The following is a 24627-nucleotide window of genomic DNA, read 5'->3' on the forward strand; positions in this document are numbered from 1 at the left end:
TGTTACGCGGTGTAAAGGTTGCTGATATCGTCACGATCCTGGGTAGTGTAGATATTATTATGGGTTCGGTGGACCGGTAAAAGTTTTCTTGTGTTAATTGTAATGAGTAACTACGAACAAGTCTTTATGTTGCCTTGGTTGTTAGTGTTGCTTGAGGCAAAGTTGATTGCAGCACTTCTTTGAAAACTAGAGCAATGATTTTGGGATGAAATAAAGCATTTGGTGTTTTTAGCATATGCATGACTTGGAGAAACTGCGATCGCACCTCAACACTTTTGGTAGATAACAGCATGACCCGATCCATATACCAATGCATCAGCTGTGTTTTTTGACCAGGTGACTTGCCTTCCGTACCGCGATAACGGTAATCTTCACTCGTTGCGAGTGTCCAAGGAACCACGTTAACTTGCGCTAATTGAGTTTGAAAGCGTTTTCCTAAGCCAGAAAGACCTTTTTTGAGACATTGATCTAAAGTTTCTGCTGCGATCGCTGCTGTTGTCATTCCTTGTCCATATACCGGATTGAACGCACACGCTGCATCGCCTGTGACAATCAAACCTTCTGGCATTCGGTGTAATTTTTCGTAATGACGGCGGCGGTTTTCGGTAGCGCGGTAGCTATATATTGGCGAGAGAGGTTTAGCATGTTTGATTGCATCGTAAAGTAGCGAACTACGCAGACTCCTTGTAAATTCGAGGAAACCAGCTTCGTCTGTGGGTGGATAGTCTTTATCTCCTCCGCCTAGAGAAACCAGCCAGCGAACGCCTTCAATAGGTAACATTAACCCTCCGCGTGTCACATTTGGTGGTGCGGCTTGCAAATACAAAGCTTGCCAATCGCTTGAGAAGTTTACAGGAGGTTGATAAATGCGACTTGCGTAACCAACATGAGAATTTACAATAGTTTCTTGCGGCGGTTCGTAACCAAGTGCTGTCAACCACTGCGGTGTTTTGGACGTTCTTCCACTTGCATCGACGACAAGATCGGCAAAGATTTGTTGTTCACTCACGCTTTTGGGATCTAATTGATTGTGCAAACGCACTTGCACACCAGTAATCGCACTTCTATCAGAATTAGCGAGTAAACTCGTCACTTCAGATTTGGTAATAAAGCATACCTGGGGACATTGCATCAACCGTTGACGGACACCCCATTCCAATAAACTGCGGCTGCTAGCGAACAACATCACGCCAGAAGTAAAGCGAATACCCCACCCCGCTGGATTTAGCCAAGCAACATCTTTTGCCATGTCAATCTGTGATGCACCCGCAGCAGATAATTCTGTATGCAAGCCTGGAAAAAGTTCTTCCAAAATCATCGCCCCCCGCATTAATAACGCGTGGACGTGATGCGATTGCGGAACGCCTTTACGCGGTACAGGGTTTTCAGGAAGGTAATCGCGTTCAATAATCGTGACTCGATCAAAGTACTTCGTCAAAACTCGACCAGTCACTAGCCCAGCGATACTACCACCAATTACAACCGCATGGCTACCTTGATGCGACGATAATTCAGGATACATTTGGTAACTCCTGTAAAGACTGTCCCCCAACAGCAAGCCCAGGAAAACGCATCTTCCCATAACGCACTTGCTTAGTTTAGAACTCTACAAACTCTCCACCCCTAATTACAGAATTCCCCTAAATCTTTGCGTCTGGAGTGGTTCGTTAAACTCCCGAAAACACTACCCAGCAACACTCTCAATCATTTCAAGATGTTTCGGCAACAAATCTGCCAAAGCATAACGTTCTAATACCTTTTCCCTTGCCTTAGCACGAAGTTCTGCCATGCGTGTAGGATGATCCAGCACTTGATCAACGCGATCTGCAATTTGCTGCGGTGCAAAGAAATCAACAAGTAACCCATTCTCGCCATCTTGAATGACTTCCGCAACAGGTGCAGTATTAGAACCTATTACCAAACACCCCGTAGACATGGCTTCAATCATTGACCAAGATAAAACAAACGGGCGCGTCAGATAAACATGAGCCGAGGACGCTTGAATTACTTGCAGATATTGATTGTAAGGTAACGAGCCAGTAAAATGCACCCGCGACAGATCCAAGGGGACTTTTTTGAGCATAAACTCTTTGTAAGATTCGCCATCGGGTAAAGATTTACCGTAGCAAACGCGCTCAGAACCTACAATAACAACGTGACAATTGGGGCGACGTTCTTGAATGTAGGCGATCGCTTCGATAAACTGCGGAAAACCGCGATACGGTTCCATCCCTCGCGCTACGTATGTTACCAGTTCGTCAACGCCGGATAAATCGAGATTTGGTAACACCAACTTTACACCAGGTTTGGGCTTGAAGTATTCAGTATCAACGCCATCATGCAGCACAGAAATTTTACTATGGAATTCTGGCGGAAACTGCGCGCGTTGCCAATAAGTCGGAGACAAACCGCGATCGCAACTGTACAAATCAATTAAAATCGGTGCATTCTTAATCCGAATCCGCGCGATATCATCAATATTTAAGGGATCGCTTGGGTCAAAATCGGCATCTGAGCCACGCGCATGATAGAACCATTCAAAATAACAAATCAGTGGTGTATTCGGAAATGCATCTTTAACAAACAATGTCGGTCCCCACCCCGAATGTCCGCAAATGACATCAGGAATGAATTGACGTGCTTTCAATTGTTCAGCTATTTTATAGACTGCTTGTCCGTGTAATACTGCACTTTCCAATGGTCTAACATAATGATGTGTTGATGGATGCGGGTTGCGACTTGGCTCAAAAATTGCTTTGTAAATATTTGGTAGCGAAACATCTTGATTTTTAGTACAAAAAACAACTTGATTGTTTGGATCGCTAGCAAGCACTTGTGCAATATGACGATATTGCGCTGGAAAATTGGTATGAAGAAATAATATGCGCATCTATATTAAATCGTTTGAATTATCAGTAAGTTTTATGCAGTGATCACAGAATATTTGATTTTATAGAATTACCGCAGGTATGTATACAATTAGACTTGCGTTTAAGGCTATATAAAATCCCCCAACTGCGGGCAGGGCAATTTCATTGTCAGGGTAAAAAAACTAAACTAATCTCAAAGCTCATCATCTTGGGAGCAATATTAGGTTACTGTTGAAACTCTACCAAGCGACTGAACAGATTTTCAATACTCAACGCGGTTATCGTCGCCTCTATCTAAGTCTATCGCCCTGCTTTATTGTTAATTCAGCAAGTCGCCTCGATTTCAACCGCTATGCGATGCTTGGCTAATCTAATTCGACCTTGTTTTCCTTCAGCTACAATGAAACAGCCCTGCCAGAATTGGGCGGATGTTGATGAGGTTGAGTTCTCCTAGTTCTGAGCGAGAAGATAAGGGAAAAACTTTATTCATGGAGTTAGGGGCAGACATACGACATACTCTGAAATGCCGCTTGTTTTAATCTAAAATCTTAAATTCAATTATGAGTAGTCAAAGTATAAATCAAACGCTAGAGACAACAATACCGATCGCCGCACCGCAACCACTGTTGGGTTTAAGTTTGCCTGAATTAACGGATTGGGTAGTTTCTCAAGGACAACCTGCGTATCGCGGACGACAGCTATACGAGTGGATTTACAAAAAAGGCGTGCGATCACTTGTAGATATTTCTGTGTTTCCCAAAACTTGGCGTGCGGCGGTTGCTGATGTTTCAATTGGGCGATCGCAAATCCACTACCGTTCGGTTGCACCGGATGAAACCGTAAAATATCTTCTGCAACTTGCGGATGGAAAAATTATTGAAACTGTTGGTATTCCCACTGAAAAGCGCCTCACAGTTTGTGTTTCTACGCAAGTTGGTTGTCCGATGGCGTGCGATTTTTGCGCGACAGGAAAAGGCGGCTTTATGCGTAACTTAGTAGTACACGAAATTATCGACCAAGTTTTAACTGTTCAAGAAGACTTGCAACGCCGTGTTAGTCATATTGTTTTTATGGGTATGGGTGAACCGTTGCTAAATACCGCACATGTCGTCGCCGCAGTCAAATCTTTAAATCAAGATGTTGGCATCGGACAGCGTGGAATGACAATTTCTACAGTTGGTATTCCTGGGCATATCATACGCTTAGCACAGTATCAACTCCAAGCGACCCTTGCTGTTAGCCTTCATGCTGCTAATCAAGCACTGCGAGAAAAATTGATTCCGAGTGCGCGTCATTATCCGTTAGAAAATTTAATCGACGAATGCCGTCAATACGTACAAATGACTGGTCGCCGAATTACTTTTGAGTACATTCTCTTGGCTGGAGTAAATGACAATATAAAACAAGCAGCCGAGTTAGCTCAACTGCTACGTGGGTTTCAAACTCACGTTAACTTAATCCCCTATAACCCCATTCGGGAAGCGGACTACCAACGTCCCACTTTTCGCGGAATTCAAGCTTTTGTTGACGTCTTGCATCAACATCAAATTGCTGTTAGTGTGCGTTACTCGCGTGGTTTGGAGGCTGATGCTGCTTGTGGGCAATTGCGGGCAACGCAAGCTTAGACGCTCAGCATCTACACCTGGCGCGTAAGCTTCTACTACTTTACCTGTTTCAGCACAAGTCACCATCAAGTAATCGCAGCAGGAGCATTGTGTCCGGATCAATCGACTTTGGGGTATATGATGGCGTTCACCCTCACTGCCGCAGTTAGGACACCTAATTTTTTGTACAAGCATTTTAAACCTCTGGAAGCAAGCAGTTTTAAAAAAGAAAATTTAACTTGGCAAATTAATGAATATACAGGATTAAACAAAAAGCAACAAATCTTAACTTTGTAGCTAAATTGTGACCTAGTTATCTAAGAAATCTGTTTCTCCTATACCTAGCTTGCCATTACACAAACGAAGTTGTCATATAACCTGGGGGATAGAAAGTAACAAAATAGTTTTGAATTTACTTTTATTTTTGCTGATCCCCGACTATATTTCTCTTGTATTGTACTGTTTTAATCTAATTTATGTAGATATTTAACTTTAAATTCAATTTTAATTAAATGGCTTTGCAAAAACTGTTGTCTGCATAACAAAGCAACCTCTAATTTGCCTTATAGTGGCGCTTTCGCCATCTATATTTAACATTTACTTAAGATTTCGGTTCTGCCCAGGGATAGATTAACGAGTAGTAAAAAACTAAAAATGCCGATTTCAGTATCGGCACCTGTCAATCACGTCTAATTAATACTAGATAATTTCTACCTTAAGAAGGATGAAAATAATTATAAATTTCTTGCGCTAGGTGTGAACCAATTCCTGGTGCGGCGGCTAATTGCTCTGGCGTCGCTTGACGAATATAGTCAATCGAGCGGAAATGAGCTAAAAGCTGTTTTTGTCGGTGATATCCCAAACCAGGAATTTCATCTAAGCGCGATCGCCGTAATTTATCATTACGCTGCTGGCGGTGGAAAGTAACAGCAAAACGGTGTGCTTCATCGCGCAAGCGTCGTAGTAATTGTACTCCTGGTTGTTCGGCTTCAGTTAGTAAGGGCTGCGACTCGCCTGGTAAGAAAATTTCTTCGCGCTGCTTCGCAAGGCTAACGACGCGCAACTCATCCATTAAATTCATTTCTTGCAATACCGCCACAACGGAGGATAACTGTCCCTTACCACCATCAATCATCACAAGATCAGGCCAATCAGGATTACCTACGCGCTGTAGTTGCAGATCTTCGGCATACTTACGAAAGCGACGCTGAATAACTTCAGCAAGGCTGGCAAAATCATTCGAGTGACCAGATGTCACCGTCGGATTCTTAATTTTATAGTGGCGATAGTATTGCTTCGCGGGTAAACCATCGATGAAGACGACTTGAGACGCTACAGCGTTCGAACCTTGAATATGCGAAATGTCGTAACCTTCAATCCGGTGCGGTAAATCAGGTAAGTCAACAATTGCGGCAAGATCCTCCATCGCTTGCGTATTACGATCGCTCAATTTCTGCGCGCGTTGTAATTCGTATTGTGCGTTACGTTCCACCATCTCAATGAGTTCGGCTTTGGTAGCACGTTGCGGCGCGACAATTGTCACTTTTCGCGCTTTGCGATCGCTCAACACATCTGCAAGCATTTCCGCATCGGGTAATTCATGCTGTACCAAAATTTCTGTAGGAATTTCTACCGAATCAGCAGTTTGGTAATGTTCCTCTAAGACTCGTTGTAAAATGGCTCCAGGTTCAGCGTGCGCGTCTGCGACAAATCCCAAGCGTCCGACTAACTGTCCCGCCCGAATCTGAAATAACTGTACGCAAGCATGATCTTCATCAGCGGCAAGCGCGATCGCATCGCGCGACACTGTATCATCAGGTAACGATACCTTTTGCTCTGCACTCAATGACTTTAACCCCGCAATCTGATCACGAATTCGTGCTGCGGATTCAAAATTCAGTGCTTCTGCTGACTTGTGCATCTGTTCAGTGAGAATATCGATCAGTTCCTGCGTTCTACCTTGAAATACCATTGCTACCTTTTGTACGGTTTTGCGGTATTCTTCTGGAGAAATCAGTTTTTGACACACACCTGGACACCGCCCCAAATCGTAGTTAAGACACGGACGATCTTTAAACAGCGGTTGCGGACGTTGTTTTAGTGCAAAAATTCGCTTCGATAACCTTAAGATATTACGTAGTAACCGCGAGTCAGTGTACGGTCCATAAAATTTATCTTCTTTTTTACCTTGACGACGGTTGCGTGTGATAAAGATGCGCGGATATTCTTCTGACCACGTAATACAGACGTAGGGATATTTTTTATCATCTTTGAGCAGCACATTAAAATACGGCTGATGCTGCTTAATTAAGTTTGCTTCGAGGGCTAGTGCTTCAGCTTCTGTATCTGTGACAATAAATTCAATCTCTGTTACCTGTCGCACCATCAGCGCGATGCGATCGCTGAGTTTCTGTGATTCCCGAAAGTAAGACCGAACCCGCGATCGCAATTTTCGTGATTTACCGATGTACATAATGCGATCGCTAGCATCACGCATCAAATAAACCCCAGGTTCCGCCGGAACCTCTTTTAAACGTTGTGCTAAACGTTCTGAGTCTTTGACGAGTGGTAGTATTTTTGTCACTAGTGTCTTAGATGGCAGTGCGTGCGATGTCATTTTGATACGAAAATTGAATATCTGTTGAATTACGCTTTTTGCAGATTTACTACCACGTGTTAGCTGGCTGAACCTCCAAAAAGCTTAAGATATAATTTGTAACCTTTGAACGCTGACTCATAGGCTTTATAGTTGACCTTTTCAGTTTAGCTATGAAGATCTACTGATTGCCGTATATCAATCCTAGAGGTGACTACAGCATTCGACTGCTCAAATTTTATGGTGATAATACTGATTTTAAATTTTATGCTTGTTTAATATAATACTTGAAAAATTAGCGTTTAAAGTTACTATCAAATTCAGGCTGGCTAAGATGAAATTATAAAGAGTAGGAGCAAGTAAGACTGACATTTATATTGTCAAAGTTTATCTTAGTATCTAGAACAAATATAAAATTTTATACTTATACGCTTCCCTAAAATACAAAGCACAGCCATGAATTTGGAAGAATTTGAGACTAAATATCGAAATACGATTGAACACAGCCTCAACCAATTGCAAACAACTGTTTTGTTGTTAGCACAATTAGAAGCAAATATCGCTTCTGTTAGCAAAGAGATCCAAACTCTCAGCCAAACTGTAGAAGAATTTATCAACGAACAGAAAACAAAGTAACCAGATTGACCTATTTAAGTAGCCAATTCTTCTTTAATTGCTTGTTTCAACTCTGTCAAATTGACTGGCTTAACAAAATACCGTGTTGCGCCTAGACTTAATGCTCGCTGTTGATCGGCGCTAAAAGCAAACGCAGAAACTACAAATATAGGAATGTGTTGCCAGTCGGCGCTGTTTTTTAGCTTCTCTAATAAAGTGTAGCCATCAATATCTGGTAACTTTAGGTCTAATAAAATAAGTTGAGGCTGAAACTCGATCATCTTTTGAAAAAAGCACGTACCATCAGCTAAGCTGAGAATCTCATAACCGCAAAAACTTAGGTAATCATCAAGCATCTGGCGGTTCAAAGCGTTATCTTCTACGATAAGAATTTTGCTGCGGACGTTAGCAGATGGGATAACAGCACTTGCATCAACCGTAGAACTTTGCTGATCGCTATTCACAACTTCTTCAGATATATTAGTCACTAACCGTAACATTTACAAGTAAAGTCTTCCTCATGCCATAGGACTATAATATTTTTTGAGAATTACTTAATCATAGAAAAATATTTATATTAATTTTATCTTTATTTAACAGTTATATACCTAAACAAGCAAAAAAGCTATTAATTTAGCAAAATCGCTATTTTTATAGCAAACTGTTCTAATGTATAAAGTTACAGGATACGAGGTAGTGACAGAAGTCATATTATTTGAATAAACAGCATGAGCGTATACAAAGAATTGCGTGACGCTTGAGTAATATTTTTTGTATAAAAAGCATAAAAAAGAGAAATTTAAGCTTAAATAGTTAAAAACACGTAAATTGGCTTAAAATCGGATATTTTCTAGTTAATGCTGAGTCTCATAAGCGCTTTGAGCGAATAGCGGCTCAAAAAGTGAGCAATGGCTGTTGAGGAAGGGTGCTAGATTGATAAACTTTTGATTGGCGATCGCCAATTTAAGGTATTCTGAGCTTAAGATTTTAAAATTATTTAAGATTTTGATAAAAAGTAATTATTATAGCTCGCTTGGAGAACAAAGCGATGGCCGCTGACTATCCTGATATTGATATTGCGCCGTTGATTGACCATGCGCTGCTAAACCCCACAGCAACCGCAGACCAAGTACAACAGTGTTGCGAACAAGCAGATCGCTTTCAATTCGCGACTGTTTGCGTGTACCCAACTCATGTCCGCCAAGCCGCCGAACTGTTGCATGGAAAAAAACCGCAAGTTTGTACAGTGATTGGATTTCCAACAGGCGCTACGACTTCTGCGGTTAAGCTTTATGAAGCACAAGAAGCTGTAGATAATGGCGCAACTGAGTTAGATGTTGTGATTAACCTCGGCTGGCTCAAAGCGGGTAAAACTGAGCAATTGCACCGCGAAATTGCTGAAATTTGCGAAGCAACAGGAAAAACAGTCAAAGTGATTTTGGAAACTACCCTATTGACAGATGCGGAAAAACGTCTCGCAGCAGAAATATGTATGGATGCTGGGGCAGCGTTTCTAAAAACAAGTACGGGTTGGAATGGAGGGGCAACAGTTGCGGATGTAAAACTTTTAAAAGAAGTTGCCAAAGATCGCGTAGGTATTAAAGCATCTGGTGGAATTCGCACAATCGAACAAGCTTTTGACTTGATTATGGCAGGTGCAACACGGTTAGGTACTTCCCGTGGTCCAGAATTGATTCGCCAACGCGATAACCTGGATAAAGAGGCAGTAGATTTAGAAGGATAAGGTACGCTTAAAGGCTAAAAGTCTTTATTTATTGCCTTTTACTTTTAATGCTTTGCTATTTTCTCTAGCCCTCAGCACTTATGTTTATGAGCCGAACCTACAAAGCTACTGGAATAAATTTGAAGAGTATGGCGTTAGGCGAATCAGACCGCTTGCTGACAATTTTAACGCGCGAGTTTGGTTTGGTTCGAGCAGTAGCACCAGGTTCGCGAAAGCACAATTCTAGCTTAAGTGGCAGAAGTGGTTTGTTTGTCGTCAATGAGTTGTTGATTGCGAAAGGGCGATCGCTCGATAAAATTACGCAAGCTGAAACCAAAGAATCTTATCCAGGCTTAAGTCAAGATTTGGGAAAGTTAGCCGCTAGTCAGTACTTAGCAGAAATTGCGTTATATCAAGCTTTAAGCGAACAACCGCAAGCAGAATTATTTAGCTTACTTCGCGAACACCTTAGCAGGTTAGAACAATTACCTAGAAATCAGCCGCGTTGGGCGATCGCTTACCTCAGCCATGCGGTTTTTCACCTCCTAGCGATCGCCGGAATTGCACCTCAAGTACAACGTTGCTGTTTAAGTGGAAGTCCTTTACAACCAGATTTGAATGATTCACAGTGGCAAGTAGGATTTAGTGCAGCCGCAGGTGGAATTGTTAGCTTAGACGCCCTGGAACGCCTGGAATCCCAAAGGCGCAGCCTCATAGCATCTGAACGCAGTACTTACAATTACAAACCTACTTCTCAAGTCAAGCGTGTAGCCGACCAACCTGGACAAAGCTACCAGATAAGTGCGCATCGGCAAGAAACACCCGCGTTAATTAGCCGCGTTGATGCTGCGGAACTCAATATATTACAACAGTTAGCTCAAGCTGAGTTAAATCAACTTACACCACTAGCAGCGGACAATTCGTTTGCAGACAGCAAATGGATATTTATTGAGCAAATTCTACGACAATATGCTCAGTATCATTTTGGTCGTCCAATTCGCTCTGCTGCCTTAATCGATAGTTATTTTGCTTTGCCGACTTCTACAAACGATGATGCAACCGCCTAATTTAGATACAGAAAGCTTTTTATCATCTCCTCGCTTACATAGCACCAACCGGAGGAAGGATACATCATTTTATCATCACTATCCAGATACCTCTTGTGTTTATCAAGTTTCGCACGAAAATACAACGAACAGCGATGTCGTCAGCAATAAAGTTGCTCAGGGAGCAACGAATGGTTCATTACTAAAACACAGCGGCGAAGAAGACACAACGGTTACAACGACACCAGCCGATGACGAAGCTGCCGAGGTCGGTTTTTTACCTGTATTAAAAAATCGCAATTTCCTGGCACTGTGGAGCGGTCAAGTTTTCTCGCAGTTAGCGGATAAAGTCTATTTAGTTTTAATGATTGCGATTATTTCCACCCGTTTTCAAGCAAGCAACCAAAGTATCAGCGGTTGGGTATCAGCAATCATGATGGCATTTACAATTCCTGCGGTACTATTTGGCTCTGTTGCTGGTGTCTTTGTAGACCGATGGTCTACAAAAGCCGTGCTGGTAGTTACAAATTTAGTACGTGGTGGCTTAGTGTTATCAATTCCAGTGCTGTTGTGGATGACTCAAGACTGGAGTGCAGTTGGTAGTTTGCCGACGGGTTTTGCAATTTTACTTGTATTATCTTTTCTCGTTTCTACCTTGACACAGTTTTTTGCCCCTGCAGAGCAAGCAGCGATTCCCTTGATTGTGGAACGGCGTCATTTATTGTCGGCAAATTCTTTGTATACGACAACGATGATGGCGTTAGTTGTTGTTGGGTTTGCTGTCGGCGAACCGCTGCTTGCAATTGCCGATAGTTTGACAAGGCGATTTGGTTCTGAGATTGGTAAAGAACTCGTTGTTGGTGGTAGTTATGCGATCGCGGGTTGTTTATTAATGCTATTAAAAACAGGTGAGAAAAATCGTGAAACTGAGGAAGCTCCGCACATTTGGCAAGATTTACGCGATGGATTGGAATATTTACGGAAAAATCACCGAATTCGGACGGCTCTCATTCAGCTTGTCATTTTATTTTCGATTTTTGCAGCGCTTGCAGTTTTAGCGGTGCGGATGGCAGAGGTGATTCCGCAAATGAAATCCTCGCAGTTTGGCTTTTTACTCGCGGCTGGTGGTTTAGGAATTGCCGCAGGTGCAACACTATTAGGTCAATACGGACAGCGTATTTCTCCGATTCAACTGAGCCTTTATGGTTCCGTGGGCATTGCAGGGTGTTTAATTGGGTTAGCGATATTTACTGAACAACTTTTAGCTGTACTATTATTAATTACACTTTTAGGCGGCTTTGCGTCTTTAGTTGCGATTCCGATGCAAACGGCGATCCAGAAAGAAACTTCTCCAGAAATGCGAGGAAAAATTTTTGGACTGCAAAACAACGTCATCAATATTGCCTTGACACTACCGCTAGCGTTAGCCGGAGTCGCCGAGACATTTATCGGCTTACAGGCAGTTTTTTTGAGTTTAGCAGCGGCAGCGATCGCAGGAGGTATCTTAACCTGGTATATTTGCCGTACAGAGACATAAACTCTCAAATCAAATAAAAAACACGGCAAGGAAATGAACAGAAAGAACCTGTTTCAACTTTGCGCCCCTCATTGATCCCTCACTTACCTGAGAAAATCGCACCTCAACCTGAATGCATATTGCCTGGCTCGGAAAAAAATCACCATTTTGTGGCAATGTCACGTATAGTCGAGAAGTCACTAATGCCCTATTAGAGCGGGGACATCAAGTCAGCTTTCTTCACTTTGCGCAAGAGGAAGAAGAGCCTGATAACTGGCCAGATTGTCCAGAAGTTTCCCTACCGTTTTTGTACAAATCCCAAGTCTACACAATTCCGACGCTAAAAGCTGCCAAGGTCTTAAGTCAATCTTTGCGGCAACTTAAACCCGATATAGTCCACGCGTCGTTAACACTGTCCCCGCTTGACTTTCTCCTACCAGACATCTGCGGAGAACTCAACTTACCGTTGGTTGCCACTTTTCATACTCCGTTTGCTGGCAAGGGCGCTAAGCTCAAATCGGGAACACAGCTTTTGGCGTATCAACTTTATGCACCTTTTTTAGTAAACTACGATCGCGTAATTGTCTTCTCGCAGGTACAACGCGAGTTATTAGCACGTTTGGGATTAACACCCGAAAGTGTTGCTGTCATTCCCAATGGGGTAGATATTCAAAAGTATTCTCCTGGCTCGTCAAAAATCAAAGCGAAGTTTAACGCACAGCGATTGTTTGTTTACCAAGGTCGCTTGGCACCGGAGAAAAATGTAGAGCCTTTATTACGCGCCTGGAAGCACTCAGAAATGCATCCAGATAGCAAATTACTGATTGTCGGTGATGGTCCATTAACATCTTCACTAGAACCGTTCTATGGTCCTGAACATGGTATTCACTGGTTAGGATTTATCGCCGAGGAAGAACAGCGCATTGAAATCCTACGAGGCTGTGATGTTTTTATTTTGCCGTCTTTAGTCGAAGGACTGTCAATATCCTTACTAGAGGCAATGGCTTGTGGTGTAGCTTGTCTAGCAACTGATGTTGGTGCAGATGGCGAAGTTTTAGAGGGTGGTGCTGGTGTCATTCTCACACCACGCCGCGTAGAATCACAGTTACGAACGTTGCTGCCACTCTTCCAAGACCATCCTGAATTAACCACTTTATTAGGACAGAAAGCCCGTAAGCGCGTTGTCGAACGCTATACACTGAGCCAAAATATTACCCAAGTCGAGAAACTCTATGCTCAAGTTTTAGAGCAACGGCGGTTTCATTTCAGCCGTGGGGCGTAGCAAGGTGCAGGTAAACAGAGGCGCAAGAAAGCATAAATACGAATTGATATAGCAATACCCGTTTTAGCTCTGAGCGCAACCTCTGCCATAAAATCTCTAAGTTCTTGGTAACAGCCATCCTAATCGTGTTGGTTGCTGATAAACTCGCTTGAGCGTGTTTACATCTCTAGCAGAAATTGGCGGTGGATTCCGCACTTGGGAAAAGTACAACGCATCGTTTGGGTTTGGGCTATGTCCCCAAATTCCCAATGCATGACCGAATTCATGGCGCGCTGCGGCTTGAAGATACTGACCTGTTTGATTAGGACTCAGCAAAATTGAACAACGATGAGCTAAAACACGATTGGAACTTACATACAACTCGTAGGTCGTTTCAGCTGATCGCGCACGCGGAAATTTCTCGTTAGGGGCAATTCGCAACGGAGGAGATAAACGCAAAATTTTAATATCTGCAACCTCAGGTCGTTCTACCACTTGCAAGGGGAAATAAACGTTCCATTCTTGAATGGCTTGCAAGACTTCGTTTGCCCAGCTTTGTAGTCTTTCAGCGTTGTGGGTTTCAGCGTGTGGTTGTTGGATATAAACTTTAACTGGCAACTGTGACCATACTAAATAGCCGACTTCGGTTGGTTTGATTTCTGAAAAGTAATCACCGCTATTACTTTGGTCTTGCCAATGTGCCAAGCTAGCAGGCAAAGGATGTTGCTGGAGTTGCGGTAATTTTGAAGCTTGTGCTATTTCAGTCAGCTTGGTATTGGCTTTAGAGGTATCATGACTGATAGCAACCACTAGCGCAGCGATCGCCACTAGAAAAAATACAAAAAATTTCTGCCGCAAAGCAGATTTGGTTCGCGTCAGCAAAATTAAACAAAAAACTTATTAAGCAACAGCGCTCGTAATTAACGAGGTAACCAGTTAGCACTCAAAACAACAGTTAGACCAAGAAAAAGTACTGTGAGTGCCCAGGTAACTCGGTTCAAAGTTGTTTCAGCACTTTTTGTACTGCTGAATAGTTGTGCTTGTCCGCCAATTGCTCCAATACCATCACCTTTAGGGCTATGTAGTAGTACCAATACAGTTAAACCTACCGCAGATACAACCCACAGGATTTCTACAATGTTGTAAATTGTCATGCTGACACTCAATTCAAAAATGAACGTTACAAGGCTCTATAGTGCTGATTGTACAGGAGTACGTTGACTATGTAAGGTGCTGTACTCGGCTGGTGCGAGCAGCGAGCGTCCAGTCATTTCAAGAGGCTGCGGGATCTGGAGGATTTCCAGAATTGTGGGAGCAATATCACACAGACGACCACCATTACGTAGGCCTACGTTGCCACCGTACCCTTGTATTTTAGCTCTTTCGCCTTCAATTAAGATCAAAGGAACAGGGTTAGTTGTGTGTGCTGTCCAAGGATTACCTTGTGGATCGCGCATGTATTCAGCATTGCCATGATCGGCAGTGACAATCGCAGTACCACCAGCTTTACTGATACTTTCTAACAAACGTCCCAGACAACGGTCAACGGTTTCTAAAGCTTGAACAGTTGCTTCGATTTGACCTGTATGCCCTACCATGTCAGGATTGGCATAATTGATCACAACCAAGGAATAGATGCCTCGTTCAATCGCTGCATTCGCAACATCAGTCACGGCTTCTGCTGACATACTAGGAGCGCGATCGTAAGTCGCTACCATCGGACTCATCACAAGTTCGCGATCTTCACCTTCAAAAGGCTCTTCTAAACCGCCGTTGAAAAAGTAAGTAACGTGGGCGTATTTTTCTGTTTCTGCGGTGCGGAATTGCTTTAGTCCATGTTCCGAAACGACTTGCCCTAAGATGTTGTTTAAGTTTTGTGGTGTAAACGCCACCGCCACTGGTAACTCAGGGTCGTACTGTGTAAACGTAACAAAAGATAATGGGCTAATTTGCTCGCGCTCAAAGCCATTGAATTGCGGAGCTACGAAAGCTTGGGTTAGCTGTCTGGCGCGATCTGGACGAAAATTGAAGAAAATCACACCATCACCCGGTTCTATGGCTCCTGGTGCTACTCGTTGGGGTACGACAAATTCGTCGGTGACTCCCGCATCGTAGGAAGCTTGTAAAATCTCAACCGCAGCGCGACCATCGCCTTCGCCGTCTTGGGTCATGACATCGTAAGCGAGCTTTACGCGATCCCAGCGGCGATCACGATCCATTGCGTAATAACGTCCACTCAGCGTGACGATCTTTCCTACACCCAATTTTTCGGTATAGTCTTGAATAAGCTGAATAACGCCTATACCCTCGGTTGGCATCGTATCTCGACCATCTGTAATCGCATGAATACACACTTGGGAAATTCCTTGTGCTTTTGCCAAGTCAAGCAATCCCAATAAATGATTGACGTGCGAATGAACGCCACCTTCGGAACAAAGACCGATTAAGTGTAACTTGCTATTTCGTGCGCAAACATCCTGACACACTTGCAATAATGCGGGATTTTGGTAGATTGAGCCATCTTCTACCGCATCAGAAATGCGCACGAGTTCTTGTGGTACAATGCGTCCCGCCCCAATGTTGAGGTGCCCGACTTCGGAATTTCCCATTTGACCTTCGGGTAAACCTACTGCTTTCCCTGAAGCTTGAATAAGTGTTTTGGGATATGCCTGCCAAAGGCTACTCATTACTGGGACTTTAGCCGCAGCGATCGCATTACCGTCTGCTTCTTCTCGATAGCCCCACCCGTCTAAAATGACTAGCACCACGGGAGCAACAGGTGCTTGGGTCATAACTTTGTTGCCCTTCACTTTTTATGTAATTCACCGCAATGATACCATTGGTACTCGCTGCTGCAAGTAAATTTTTGCTTATTCTTGCAATTATCAGATATTTTTTGCTACTTTGACTTCTTTTTTCCGTGGGGATCGCATTTTATGTCATGAACCTCAGATTTTTTTGCAGTTAACATTGAAAATCTTATATTTTTCTTTGATCCCCAATAGTAAATCTTTATGATTTTCGTTTTGCAGTTGCTTTAGCAGCTTTCTTGGCGGCTTTTTCCGCTGCGATCGCCGCCAATCGAGCTTGTTCTTTCTCTGCGGCTATTTTCTCCAAATAATAGTGATAATCTCCGTTATACAGCCGAAATTCTCCATCCCGAATCTCGACAATTTTGTTTGCCACCTGAGAGATGAAATATCGGTCGTGTGAAACGACAATCACCGTACCATCATAGTGTTGAATCGCGTCTTCGAGCATTTCCTTTGCAGGAATGTCTAAATGATTCGTCGGTTCGTCCAATATCAATAAATTAGCCGGACGTAACAGCATTTTTGCTAACGCTAGCCGCGCTTTTTCGCCACCACTTAAGGCGACAACTTGCTTGAATACTGTGTCGCCGCCAAACAAAAATCGCCCTAGCAGCGTCCGAACTTCTTCGTTCTTCCAATCAGGAACTTCATCATGAATCGTTTCCATCACCGTTTTGTGAAGTTCTAGCGCTTCTGCCTGATTTTGCTCAAAATAACCTGGAATAACATTATGATTTCCTAATTTGACGGTGCCTTCTGAAGGCAACTCTAGTCCCATAATCAAGCGTAGTAAAGTAGATTTACCTGCACCATTGGGACCTAAAAAGGCGATGCGATCGCCGCGTTCGATTAATAGATCCGCACCCAAAAATAGAATTTTCTCTTCGTAAGTGTGTACCAAGTCTTTAATGACTACAACTTCTCTACCACTGCGGGGTGCTGGTGGAAAGCGAAAGTGAAGGCTTCGTAATCCAGCGACTGGTGCTTCAATTCGCTCAATTTTTTCAAGTTGTTTTTCGCGGCTTTTTGCTTGAGTACTGCGTGTAGCACTCGCGCGGAAGCGATCAACAAACGTTTGCTGCTTTTCTAGTTCTTTTTGTTGACGTTCGTAGGCGCTGAGTTGTGCAACTTGCGCTTCGGCTTTTTGCTGTAAGTAAGCCGAATAGTTACCTAAATAAGTCGTGGAAACGCCTCGTTCGGTTTCGACAATTTGCGTACATAGTCGGTCGAGAAACTCGCGATCGTGCGAGACAATCACCATGGGAGTGGTTAAGCTTTTTAAGTAATTTTCCAACCACTCAATAGTTTCTAAGTCTAAATGGTTTGTCGGTTCGTCGAGCAGCAACAAATCTGGCTTTTGCAACAGAATTTTGCCTAAACTCATGCGCATTTGCCAACCGCCACTAAAAGAACTCACTAAGCGATCACCATCGGTTGGCTCAAAGCCCATTTCTGGTAGAATTTTCTCGATTTGCGCTTCGAGTCCATAACCGTCTAATGCTTCAAAGGTACGTTGCAGGCGATCAAGCTTGTGAATCAAGCGCTCTAACTCTTCTGGCGTCGCCGTTTCCATATCACGCTGTACCTGTACGAGCGATTGTTGCACTTCATTTGCTTGCTTAAAGACTGTCCAAAATTCTTCGCGGACAGTGCGCCCAGGATCGACTTCAAATTCTTGTGTAAGATAAGCGACGTGCAAACTTGCTGGACGAATCACTTCTCCTGCTGTTGGTTCAATTTCGCCAGCAATGATTTTGAGTTGAGTCGATTTTCCTGCACCGTTAACTCCTACTAAACCGATGCGATCGCCACTTTTGACTTCCCAATTAACATCTTTAAGCACTTCACCGGTAGGGTAGATTTTACTGATATGTTCTAGTCTCAGCATTCAAAGTCTCCATGCGCAGAAAGGCGATCGCGAGTCGTCGCTTCCAATCGTAACAAAATTTAATCCTAAAATTTGGCTAATACTAAATTGACTGTCCTCTGTTGCCTGCTGACAGCGCCCAATTTTGGTGATCGCCTGCACCTTACCTAAGTAATCTTTCAATATCAACTATCAAATTGATAGATTTTTATAGACAGCAATTATTTCTTTATAGCTTCATCTTCATTTATTCAATAATTGTTACGAGTAGATATTCAATTGAGTACAATATGAATAATAAAAACAAAATTAAAAAAAGATAAACAGGTATTTAATTTATAAAAATAATTGATTTGTATCATTATTTTTGAAGTTTTATTTATTTATTTTACAACTAACAAATAAATACCCTACCCAGGGATTGTCTTGCGATTAACACACGGTTTATTTATAGCTTTAGTGCTTGATTATCATTCTCATAAATAATGAAGTATATGAGACAAGTACGCAATACAAACTTATTAGGAAACTCAAATGATCAAGTTTTTAAAAGAGTTAGTGCTAAGTGCGACACTACTTCCGCTATTGATTCAACCTGCTTTTGCGCATAGTATTTGGATTGACAAAGGGGATAAACCAGGCGAATTAAAGATATTATATGGTCATCCAGAACTTAACAAGATAGACCCATACGATTCAATTAAGTTCCAAGGAGCTAGAGCTTACGATAAAGCAGTCTTTCCTGTTCAGCTTTCAGTGCAACGCAGATATAACGGTGTTACCCTAGTTCCGCAAGGGAAAATTGTTGCTTTAACGGCTCGCCACAATAATGGCTACTTTGTTGTTAAAGACGATAATTATATCAATGTTTTTCGACCTGATGCACTAGCAGCTAACAACAAACAAACTAATGTTGTTCATACTTATAAGTATGCAAAAGCTTTTTATGAATCATCAGGATTAGTTTCGTTGTGGTTTGGTTTACCTTTAGAAATTATCCCGCAGCAAGATCCTTTTACTGTGGGCGCGGGAGGAACTCTAAAAGTGCTTGTATTATATAGAGGCGCACCACAACAGGGAGCTACTGTAGAGTACAGAGGTAAAAAGTTAACAACAAATCAAAATGGTTTTGCGTTTGTGACGCTCGGACAAGGACCATTTCATGTTATTGAATCAGAGTATAGTACCCCTTCACAAGACCCTGCTGCGGATGAAATTGGTCACGCAAGCAGTTTAACAATCGATAAAAGAGGATTTTAATAATTAAATTAGGGATAAACACTAGAGGTTTAGCATTCCCAAACCCCTAGTGTTTATTTCATGGATGAAATTATTATTGTGGAATACGACCCTCATTGATCGCAGCAATTTGGCAAGTCTGAGGAGCATTTCCTGGATTAGCTGCAAAACCAATTATCGATCTTTTAGTGGGCATGCATCCTTTAGAAGAAGCTAGGCATCACCTTCCGCTACCAGAAGCATTAGGGAAGCATAGGATAAGAAGATCCCCTTCCTGAGTGAATGTTCTTTCGTAGTGAAAGGAATGCCACCTTATGGTTCACAGCGCACTCACCACCTGCATATAATAGTTGAGGCAGATAGTACTTCATGGGAACGTGTATCATTTCAAGATTATTTGTGATCGCACTCCGAAGAAGCCCAACAATATACTGATTTAAAACGTCAATTAGCCAAACATTTTAAATCAGAGCGCGAAACATATACCCTTGCCAAAACTGACTACATTCAAGCTGTTATGGCAATAGGCACGCTTATTGTACAAATTATCTTAACTACGAACCTGTACCAGAAGCAGCTAATTCTGCTAAACGTTCTTGCTGATCTTGCGAGATGCAAGCTTGAATCATTGGTTCTAAATCTCCCTCTAGAACTGGAGCCAAAGAGAAATTTTGTCCTAAGCGGTGGTCAGTGACGCGGTTATCTTTGTAGTTGTAAGTACGGATTTTTTCCGAACGCGATCCTGTACCGACTTGTGATCGCCGCATTGAAGTCACCGCCTCTTGTTGTTCGCGGAGCTTCATTTCGTACAGCTTGGCTCGCAAAATTTGCATTGCGCGTTCTTTGTTTTGCAACTGGCTGCGTTCTTCGGTACAGAAAATCCTAATTCCCGTAGGTTTATGGAATAGATCGACCGCCGTTTCCACCTTGTTGACGTTTTGTCCACCCGCACCACCTGATCGCACTGTGGTCATTTCAATATCTTTCGGGTCAATTTCAATTTCGACATCATCAACTTCTGGCATTACGGCTACGGTAGCTGTTGATGTGTGGACTCTTCCGCCTGCTTCAGTTACTGGAACGCGCTGGACGCGGTGTACTCCTGCTTCAAACTTCAGCTTGCTATAAACTTGATCGCCTTGAATTTCTAGTATGGCTTCTTTAAAGCCGCCCATTTCTGCGAGCGATTCGCTAATCAACTTAACTTTCCAGTTTTGGCTTTCTGCATACCGCGAGTACATCCGCACCAAATCACCCGCCCAAATACTTGCCTCATCACCACCAGTACCCGCACGAATTTCCAGCATGGTGTTCTTTTCGTCGTTAGGGTCGCGTGGTAGCAACAAGATTTTTAAGCGAACTTCTAGTTGTTCTAGCTGTTCTTCGAGTTCGGCGACTTCCAGTGCTGCCATTTCTTGTAATTCTGCGTCGCCATTGGCTTCTTTCATGACTTCCCTAGCACCTACCAACTCGTCTTGAGTCGTTTTCCAGGTTTCATAGGTCGTCACAACTTCTTCTAATGAAGAACGTGCCTTAGCAACTTTCTGATATTCGCCAGGATCTCTAGCAATATCAGGGTCAGCAAGGCGGCGGGTGAGTTCGTTAAAAGTTTGCTCGACAGATTTGAGTTTGTTTAGCAGATAAGTTTCAGGCATAAAGTGCGATCGCTTTAGCAAGATAGTAGAAGGTCACAAAACAGTATCCGGTTCGACTATCTAGCCTGGCTACTTTTTCTTATCGTCGCCTGTAGAGTCGGCTTCCATCATGCCGTACTTCCGTAGGAACCGTTCTACTCGACCTTCGGTATCGATAATCTTTTGCGTACCTGTATAGAAAGGATGGTTACCTGACCACACATCAACGTGTAGTTCGGGTTTAGTTGAACCAACAGTCGCAACAAGTTCACCATCACAGTAAACTTTTGCTTCAGGATACCACTGCGGATGAATATCAGATTTTGCCATTGTCTGTTTTCTTTGTAATTGCTTATATCTATTGTAGCTTTTAGCCTTCAGCGCTCAGCATATTGACGAGCAACAAACCTCCAAAAGCTGATCGCTGATAATTTTTATCGCTTGGAGAACTGAGGAGCTTTCCGTGCTTTGTGTAAACCGTATTTCTTGCGCTCTTTTGCACGGGGATCGCGCGTTAAATAGCCTTCAGACTTTAGTGGCGAACGGTTTTCTGGATCGAGTTGACACAGAGCGCGGGCGACACCTAAACGAATTGAATCGGATTGTCCGGTTAAGCCACCACCGTGCGCCGTCACTAAGATGTTGTATTCATTTTCTAACCCTAAGGTTTCTAACGGGGCTTTAGCGACTGCGAGGTAATTGGGGTTGAATTGAAAATATAAATCGCCTGGTTTACCGTTAACAATCATTTGTCCATCGCCAGGGACTAAACGGACTCTGGCGACGGAAGATTTACGGCGACCAGTACCTCTATACATCACGCGATCGCTTGTCGTATCTGTTGCTTGCATTAGTTTTGCTCTCCTGGTATTGTCTGAATTTTAATTTCTTTTGGTTGTTGTGCTTGGTGCGGATGTTCTGCGCCTGCGTAAACTTTTAACTTGGTAAATAATTGACGTCCTAAACTATTTTTAGGCAGCATTCCTTTAACTGCGTGTTCTACAATGCGCTCTGGTAGTCGCGATTGCAGTTGAGCAAAGGTTTCTGTTTTCATCCCGCCAGGACGTCCTGAGTGGCGACGATAGAGCTTTTGGCTGCGCTTTTTCCCAGTAACAATCACTTTGTCAGCATTAACAACAATAACAAAGCCGCCTGTATCCATGTGTGGCGTAAATTCTGGTTTATTTTTACCGCGCAAAATCATGGCGATTTCAGTTGCTAATCTGCCCAAGCGCTGGTCAGTTGCATCGACAACATACCACTCGCGTTCGATGGTATCTTGTGCTGGAATATATGTTTTGTTCATGGGTGTTTTCGTGTCCTTTAAATTTCAACTAACAAATAAATCAATGGTGTATGATTTTGTTTACAAGCTCATTTGAAGCATCTAAGTGTTGACATTTGAAGAGAGTACTTGGTCTAGCGCTTGCCTTTGTCCCCTACGGAAGAAACGTAGTTTGTATCTGGTAGCACCAACTGCGGTAAGGTGTCATACCAAACTTCTGGAGGAAAAGGAAAATCGCTATAGCCAACGCGGAGTAAGCATAAGCCTTGGGGTGGAGCCGCATATTTCACATTTTCGCGGCGTTGCTGTTGCCAAAGCTCAGTGAATTTCTCAAGTGATAAGCTACCTTTCCCCACATCGACAAGTAATCCTACTATTAACCGTACCATTCCATATAAAAAACCATCTGCTTGAATTTCTATATGGATAAATGGTCCTTGGCGATTGCACGTTACTGCTTGGACTTCTACCCATGAGTGCTTGCGACGCGACCCTGCGCGATGAAAAGCTGCTAAGTGATGTTTGCCAAGTAACGGCTGTAACGCAGCCCGAATCAGATTTTCGTCTAAGTTCGCATAGTAATAATGCCAACTCAACGGCTGAACAAACAAGTTAGGTCGGGCATCGGTATAGAGCGTATAGCGATAACGTCGCCACTTGGCATCAAACCGAGCGTGCCAGTCGCTCTCAACAGCAGCAGAACCGCGAATCAAGATGTCTTGAGGAAGATAGCTATTAAGAATTGCTGCCCAACGTTCTGCCGGAATGGGACCTGATGCATCAAAGTGTGCCACTTGTGCAGCAGCATGAACTCCTGTATCAGTACGCCCTGCACCATGCAGTGTGACAGGATAACCGAGTACGCGAGCGATCGCATCTTCGATTTCTGCTTGTACTGTCCGTAATTTTAGTTGCCGCTGCCATCCATGAAAATGAGTACCCAAGTATTGAATGACTAGGGCTACTCGTTTTAGCTCGGATTTTGAGGCAATCATGCAACTATCTCACTGCATCTACACGAGTTCAATAATCGCCATTTCAGCGTTATCGCCTCGACGTGGGACAGTGTGCAAAATTCGCGTATATCCACCAGTCCGACTACCGTAACGGCTAGGTGCTTGTTCAAACAAAGCATGAACAAGTTGTTTGTCATAAATATAGCCAAGTGCTTCTCGACGCGCAGCCAAGGAGCCATTTTTCGCTAAAGTAATCATTTTCTCGGCTTCTGACCGAACTGCTTTAGCGCGAACTGTAGTAGTCGTAATTCGTCCGTGACGAATTAACTCTGTTGTTAGTGCTCTCAAAAGAGCGCGACGCTGATCAGCTGGTTTACCGAGTTTGTGAACACGACGACGGTGACGCATGGTGATGTTTACAATTTAAGGTGGTGTGCAATGTTGTCTTGAGTTACTGCTAGCAACTTCATAACAGTCAACTACGATGGTTTTGCGGACTTTTCATGCGGTAGCGTGATGCCTAAGCGATCTTGCAAGGCTTCGATGACTTCTTCTGCGGACTTCTGCCCAAAGTTTTTGATTTCTAGCAAATCTTCTTGGGTGTAATCTAATAAGTCTGCGACTGAGTTGACTTGCGCCCGCTTTAAGCAGTTGTATGCTCTTACAGAAAGCTGAAGTTCTTCGATGGGAATTTGGCTAGTTGGATCTTCATCGGTCGGCGACTCATCTTTCATCGCCTCCAGCGAAATATCTTTGAGTGGGTTAAACAGATCGACCAAAATATTTGCAGCCGACGACAGCGCCTCTTGGGGAGTTAAGCTACCATTTGTCCAAATTTCTAGAATCAAGCGGTCTTTCTGCAACGAACCATCAACGCGAGCATCTTCGACACTATAGTTGACTTTGCGTACCGGCATGAAAATCGAGTCGATTTGGAGAAAGTCTAAAGCAGTAGCTTCATCGCGCCCCCGCTCAACTGTACGATAGCCTTTACCGCGATCAATCCGAAATTCCATTTCGAGTTTCGCACCCTCAGCAACGGTTGCAACGTACTGACTTGGGTCGATAATTTCTACCTCGGATGGAAGGTCGAAGTGTTCAGCTGTTACGGTTGCAGGTCCTGTTACGAGTAAGCGCCCAATTTGCGGTTGCGAAGAGTAGCTTTTAAGAACAATTTCTTTCATGCGCATGAGAATCTCTAGCACATCTTCCCGAACACCTGGAATTGTGGCAAATTCATGGCTCACGCCAGCAATCCGAACGGCTGTAATTGCTGTTCCTTCTAGATTAGATAGTAAAATCCGTCTTAACGCGTTACCAACGGTCGTTCCTTGACCGCGATCGAGAGGTTCCAGGACAAATCTACTGTATTGACTCCGATTCTCTAGCGTATTAGACTCGACACATTCAATTTGAAACTGCGCCACGGAGTGACCTCCCTTAGTAATTTAGATGCCAATTTAGGCATATTTGCCTAATTTCAATGCGCAGATGCCTCGTTACCACTGTTTCATTAACGGCGGCTACCGCAGACGAGACAATCTGCTTCGTGTTTACAAAATAATTTTGGCTTGCCTCAAAAGCTTGCTCAAGCAAAATTTA

General features: G+C 43.2%; 25 protein-coding genes. 9 read left to right on the forward strand and 16 right to left on the reverse strand.

Annotated features, from left to right (window positions below; all coding sequences use genetic code 11):
* On the forward strand, positions 1 to 80 hold an 80-nt coding region (locus tag NIES1031_RS23715), incomplete at its 5' end, for an NADH-quinone oxidoreductase subunit D-related protein (protein ID WP_143167737.1).
* A 44-nt stretch (positions 81 to 124) separates the two neighbouring features.
* Here NIES1031_RS23715 and NIES1031_RS08060 read toward each other — a convergent pair.
* The gene (locus NIES1031_RS08060) at positions 125 to 1522 is read right to left on the reverse strand and encodes an FAD-dependent oxidoreductase (protein ID WP_073548954.1); all 1398 of its coding nucleotides are present in this window, start codon (positions 1520 to 1522) and stop codon (positions 125 to 127) included.
* Positions 1523 to 1684: 162 nt separating this feature from the next.
* Positions 1685 to 2890 (reverse strand): glycosyltransferase family 4 protein, encoded by a 1206-nt coding sequence (locus NIES1031_RS08065; protein WP_073548955.1) that lies wholly within the window; start codon positions 2888 to 2890, stop codon positions 1685 to 1687.
* A gap of 211 nt (positions 2891 to 3101) precedes the next feature.
* Here NIES1031_RS08065 and NIES1031_RS24245 point away from each other — a divergent pair, with 211 nt between their 5' ends.
* Complete coding sequence (locus NIES1031_RS24245; protein WP_178378082.1) at positions 3102 to 3239, forward strand: hypothetical protein; 138 nt, start codon at positions 3102 to 3104, stop codon at positions 3237 to 3239.
* A 191-nt stretch (positions 3240 to 3430) separates the two neighbouring features.
* A complete protein-coding gene (rlmN, locus tag NIES1031_RS08070) occupies positions 3431 to 4495 on the forward strand; it encodes a dual-specificity RNA methyltransferase RlmN (protein WP_073548956.1) in 1065 nt (354 codons plus the stop codon).
* Positions 4496 to 5189: 694 nt separating this feature from the next.
* On the opposite strand, the gene uvrC is transcribed toward rlmN, so the two are convergent.
* On the reverse strand, positions 5190 to 7091 hold the full coding sequence (gene uvrC, locus NIES1031_RS08075) for an excinuclease ABC subunit UvrC (RefSeq protein ID WP_073548957.1): 1902 nt from the start codon (positions 7089 to 7091) through the stop codon (positions 5190 to 5192).
* A 435-nt stretch (positions 7092 to 7526) separates the two neighbouring features.
* On the opposite strand from uvrC, the gene NIES1031_RS08080 reads away from it, so the two are divergent.
* Positions 7527 to 7706 (forward strand): hypothetical protein, encoded by a 180-nt coding sequence (locus tag NIES1031_RS08080; RefSeq protein WP_073548958.1) that lies wholly within the window; start codon positions 7527 to 7529, stop codon positions 7704 to 7706.
* Positions 7707 to 7720: 14 nt separating this feature from the next.
* Here NIES1031_RS08080 and NIES1031_RS08085 read toward each other — a convergent pair whose 3' ends face one another.
* Positions 7721 to 8173 (reverse strand): response regulator, encoded by a 453-nt coding sequence (locus NIES1031_RS08085; protein WP_236738761.1) that lies wholly within the window; start codon positions 8171 to 8173, stop codon positions 7721 to 7723.
* A gap of 560 nt (positions 8174 to 8733) precedes the next feature.
* On the opposite strand from NIES1031_RS08085, the gene deoC reads away from it, so the two are divergent.
* From deoC to NIES1031_RS08105, 4 genes are all read left to right on the forward strand, one after another.
* Positions 8734 to 9429 carry a deoxyribose-phosphate aldolase gene (deoC, locus tag NIES1031_RS08090; RefSeq protein WP_073548959.1) on the forward strand — a complete coding sequence of 232 codons (696 nt, stop codon included), beginning with the start codon at positions 8734 to 8736 and terminating at the stop codon, positions 9427 to 9429.
* Positions 9430 to 9515: 86 nt separating this feature from the next.
* Entirely contained in the window at positions 9516 to 10475 is a 960-nt protein-coding gene (recO, locus tag NIES1031_RS08095; protein WP_073548960.1) for a DNA repair protein RecO, read from the forward strand.
* The gene (locus tag NIES1031_RS08100; RefSeq protein WP_073548961.1) at positions 10459 to 11991 is read left to right on the forward strand and encodes an MFS transporter; all 1533 of its coding nucleotides are present in this window, start codon (positions 10459 to 10461) and stop codon (positions 11989 to 11991) included. Before recO ends, NIES1031_RS08100 begins: the two co-directional genes overlap by 17 nt.
* 112 nt (positions 11992 to 12103) lie before the next feature.
* Complete coding sequence (locus NIES1031_RS08105; RefSeq protein ID WP_073548962.1) at positions 12104 to 13252, forward strand: glycosyltransferase family 4 protein; 1149 nt, start codon at positions 12104 to 12106, stop codon at positions 13250 to 13252.
* A 96-nt stretch (positions 13253 to 13348) separates the two neighbouring features.
* Here NIES1031_RS08105 and NIES1031_RS08110 read toward each other — a convergent pair whose 3' ends face one another.
* The 5 genes from NIES1031_RS08110 to NIES1031_RS24250 all read right to left on the reverse strand — a co-directional run bounded on the left by NIES1031_RS08110 (position 13349) and on the right by NIES1031_RS24250 (position 18094).
* Positions 13349 to 14089, reverse strand: a complete 741-nt coding sequence (locus NIES1031_RS08110; protein WP_236738762.1) for a peptidase — start codon at positions 14087 to 14089, stop codon at positions 13349 to 13351.
* A 62-nt stretch (positions 14090 to 14151) separates the two neighbouring features.
* Positions 14152 to 14385 (reverse strand): preprotein translocase subunit SecG, encoded by a 234-nt coding sequence (gene secG / locus NIES1031_RS08115; protein WP_015187407.1) that lies wholly within the window; start codon positions 14383 to 14385, stop codon positions 14152 to 14154.
* A 36-nt stretch (positions 14386 to 14421) separates the two neighbouring features.
* The gene (gene gpmI / locus NIES1031_RS08120) at positions 14422 to 16023 is read right to left on the reverse strand and encodes a 2,3-bisphosphoglycerate-independent phosphoglycerate mutase (RefSeq protein WP_073548964.1); all 1602 of its coding nucleotides are present in this window, start codon (positions 16021 to 16023) and stop codon (positions 14422 to 14424) included.
* 220 nt (positions 16024 to 16243) lie between these two features.
* The gene (locus NIES1031_RS08125; protein WP_073548965.1) at positions 16244 to 17932 is read right to left on the reverse strand and encodes an ABC-F family ATP-binding cassette domain-containing protein; all 1689 of its coding nucleotides are present in this window, start codon (positions 17930 to 17932) and stop codon (positions 16244 to 16246) included.
* Positions 17933 to 18094 (reverse strand): hypothetical protein, encoded by a 162-nt coding sequence (locus NIES1031_RS24250; protein ID WP_178378084.1) that lies wholly within the window; start codon positions 18092 to 18094, stop codon positions 17933 to 17935.
* A gap of 351 nt (positions 18095 to 18445) precedes the next feature.
* Between NIES1031_RS24250 and NIES1031_RS08130 the strand changes: the two genes are divergently transcribed.
* Positions 18446 to 19171, forward strand: coding sequence for a DUF4198 domain-containing protein (locus NIES1031_RS08130; protein WP_073548966.1), 726 nt, complete (start codon positions 18446 to 18448; stop codon positions 19169 to 19171).
* A gap of 533 nt (positions 19172 to 19704) precedes the next feature.
* On the opposite strand, the gene prfA is transcribed toward NIES1031_RS08130, so the two are convergent.
* The 7 genes from prfA to NIES1031_RS08170 form a co-directional block, all read right to left on the reverse strand.
* Positions 19705 to 20805, reverse strand: coding sequence for a peptide chain release factor 1 (gene prfA / locus NIES1031_RS08140; protein WP_073548967.1), 1101 nt, complete (start codon positions 20803 to 20805; stop codon positions 19705 to 19707).
* 69 nt (positions 20806 to 20874) lie between these two features.
* Positions 20875 to 21114 carry a 50S ribosomal protein L31 gene (rpmE, locus tag NIES1031_RS08145; RefSeq protein WP_015187413.1) on the reverse strand — a complete coding sequence of 80 codons (240 nt, stop codon included), beginning with the start codon at positions 21112 to 21114 and terminating at the stop codon, positions 20875 to 20877.
* Between the two features lie 104 nt (positions 21115 to 21218).
* Positions 21219 to 21635 (reverse strand): 30S ribosomal protein S9, encoded by a 417-nt coding sequence (gene rpsI, locus NIES1031_RS08150; RefSeq protein ID WP_015187414.1) that lies wholly within the window; start codon positions 21633 to 21635, stop codon positions 21219 to 21221.
* Positions 21635 to 22090, reverse strand: a complete 456-nt coding sequence (gene rplM, locus NIES1031_RS08155; protein WP_073548968.1) for a 50S ribosomal protein L13 — start codon at positions 22088 to 22090, stop codon at positions 21635 to 21637. Before rplM ends, rpsI begins: the two co-directional genes overlap by 1 nt.
* Positions 22091 to 22203: 113 nt before the next feature.
* Positions 22204 to 23064, reverse strand: a complete 861-nt coding sequence (truA, locus tag NIES1031_RS08160; protein ID WP_073548969.1) for a tRNA pseudouridine(38-40) synthase TruA — start codon at positions 23062 to 23064, stop codon at positions 22204 to 22206.
* Between the two features lie 18 nt (positions 23065 to 23082).
* Positions 23083 to 23433 (reverse strand): 50S ribosomal protein L17, encoded by a 351-nt coding sequence (gene rplQ, locus NIES1031_RS08165; protein ID WP_073548970.1) that lies wholly within the window; start codon positions 23431 to 23433, stop codon positions 23083 to 23085.
* A 71-nt stretch (positions 23434 to 23504) separates the two neighbouring features.
* On the reverse strand, positions 23505 to 24452 hold the full coding sequence (locus NIES1031_RS08170; RefSeq protein ID WP_015187418.1) for a DNA-directed RNA polymerase subunit alpha: 948 nt from the start codon (positions 24450 to 24452) through the stop codon (positions 23505 to 23507).
* Positions 24453 to 24627 lie beyond the last annotated feature (175 nt).

Source organism: Chroogloeocystis siderophila 5.2 s.c.1, assembly GCF_001904655.1.
GTDB lineage: Bacteria > Cyanobacteriota > Cyanobacteriia > Cyanobacteriales > Chroococcidiopsidaceae > Chroogloeocystis > Chroogloeocystis siderophila.

Excerpts from the sequence above, each read along its gene's own strand:
- gpmI (WP_073548964.1), bottom strand. The coding sequence starts at position 16,023 with ATGACCCAAGCACCTGTTGCTCCCGTGGTGCTAGTCATTTTAGACGGG.
- recO (WP_073548960.1), top strand. The coding sequence starts at position 9,516 with ATGAGCCGAACCTACAAAGCTACTGGAATAAATTTGAAGAGTATGGCG.
- secG (WP_015187407.1), bottom strand. The coding sequence starts at position 14,385 with ATGACAATTTACAACATTGTAGAAATCCTGTGGGTTGTATCTGCGGTA.
- deoC (WP_073548959.1), top strand. The coding sequence starts at position 8,734 with ATGGCCGCTGACTATCCTGATATTGATATTGCGCCGTTGATTGACCAT.
- uvrC (WP_073548957.1), bottom strand. The coding sequence starts at position 7,091 with ATGACATCGCACGCACTGCCATCTAAGACACTAGTGACAAAAATACTA.
- NIES1031_RS08130 (WP_073548966.1), top strand. The coding sequence starts at position 18,446 with ATGATCAAGTTTTTAAAAGAGTTAGTGCTAAGTGCGACACTACTTCCG.
- prfA (WP_073548967.1), bottom strand. The coding sequence starts at position 20,805 with ATGCCTGAAACTTATCTGCTAAACAAACTCAAATCTGTCGAGCAAACT.
- rlmN (WP_073548956.1), top strand. The coding sequence starts at position 3,431 with ATGAGTAGTCAAAGTATAAATCAAACGCTAGAGACAACAATACCGATC.
- NIES1031_RS08065 (WP_073548955.1), bottom strand. The coding sequence starts at position 2,890 with ATGCGCATATTATTTCTTCATACCAATTTTCCAGCGCAATATCGTCAT.
- rplM (WP_073548968.1), bottom strand. The coding sequence starts at position 22,090 with ATGAACAAAACATATATTCCAGCACAAGATACCATCGAACGCGAGTGG.
- NIES1031_RS08105 (WP_073548962.1), top strand. The coding sequence starts at position 12,104 with ATGCATATTGCCTGGCTCGGAAAAAAATCACCATTTTGTGGCAATGTC.
- rpsI (WP_015187414.1), bottom strand. The coding sequence starts at position 21,635 with ATGCAAGCAACAGATACGACAAGCGATCGCGTGATGTATAGAGGTACT.
- NIES1031_RS08100 (WP_073548961.1), top strand. The coding sequence starts at position 10,459 with ATGATGCAACCGCCTAATTTAGATACAGAAAGCTTTTTATCATCTCCT.
- NIES1031_RS08125 (WP_073548965.1), bottom strand. The coding sequence starts at position 17,932 with ATGCTGAGACTAGAACATATCAGTAAAATCTACCCTACCGGTGAAGTG.
- rpmE (WP_015187413.1), bottom strand. The coding sequence starts at position 21,114 with ATGGCAAAATCTGATATTCATCCGCAGTGGTATCCTGAAGCAAAAGTT.
- NIES1031_RS08080 (WP_073548958.1), top strand. The coding sequence starts at position 7,527 with ATGAATTTGGAAGAATTTGAGACTAAATATCGAAATACGATTGAACAC.
- NIES1031_RS08060 (WP_073548954.1), bottom strand. The coding sequence starts at position 1,522 with ATGTATCCTGAATTATCGTCGCATCAAGGTAGCCATGCGGTTGTAATT.
- truA (WP_073548969.1), bottom strand. The coding sequence starts at position 23,064 with ATGATTGCCTCAAAATCCGAGCTAAAACGAGTAGCCCTAGTCATTCAA.
- rplQ (WP_073548970.1), bottom strand. The coding sequence starts at position 23,433 with ATGCGTCACCGTCGTCGTGTTCACAAACTCGGTAAACCAGCTGATCAG.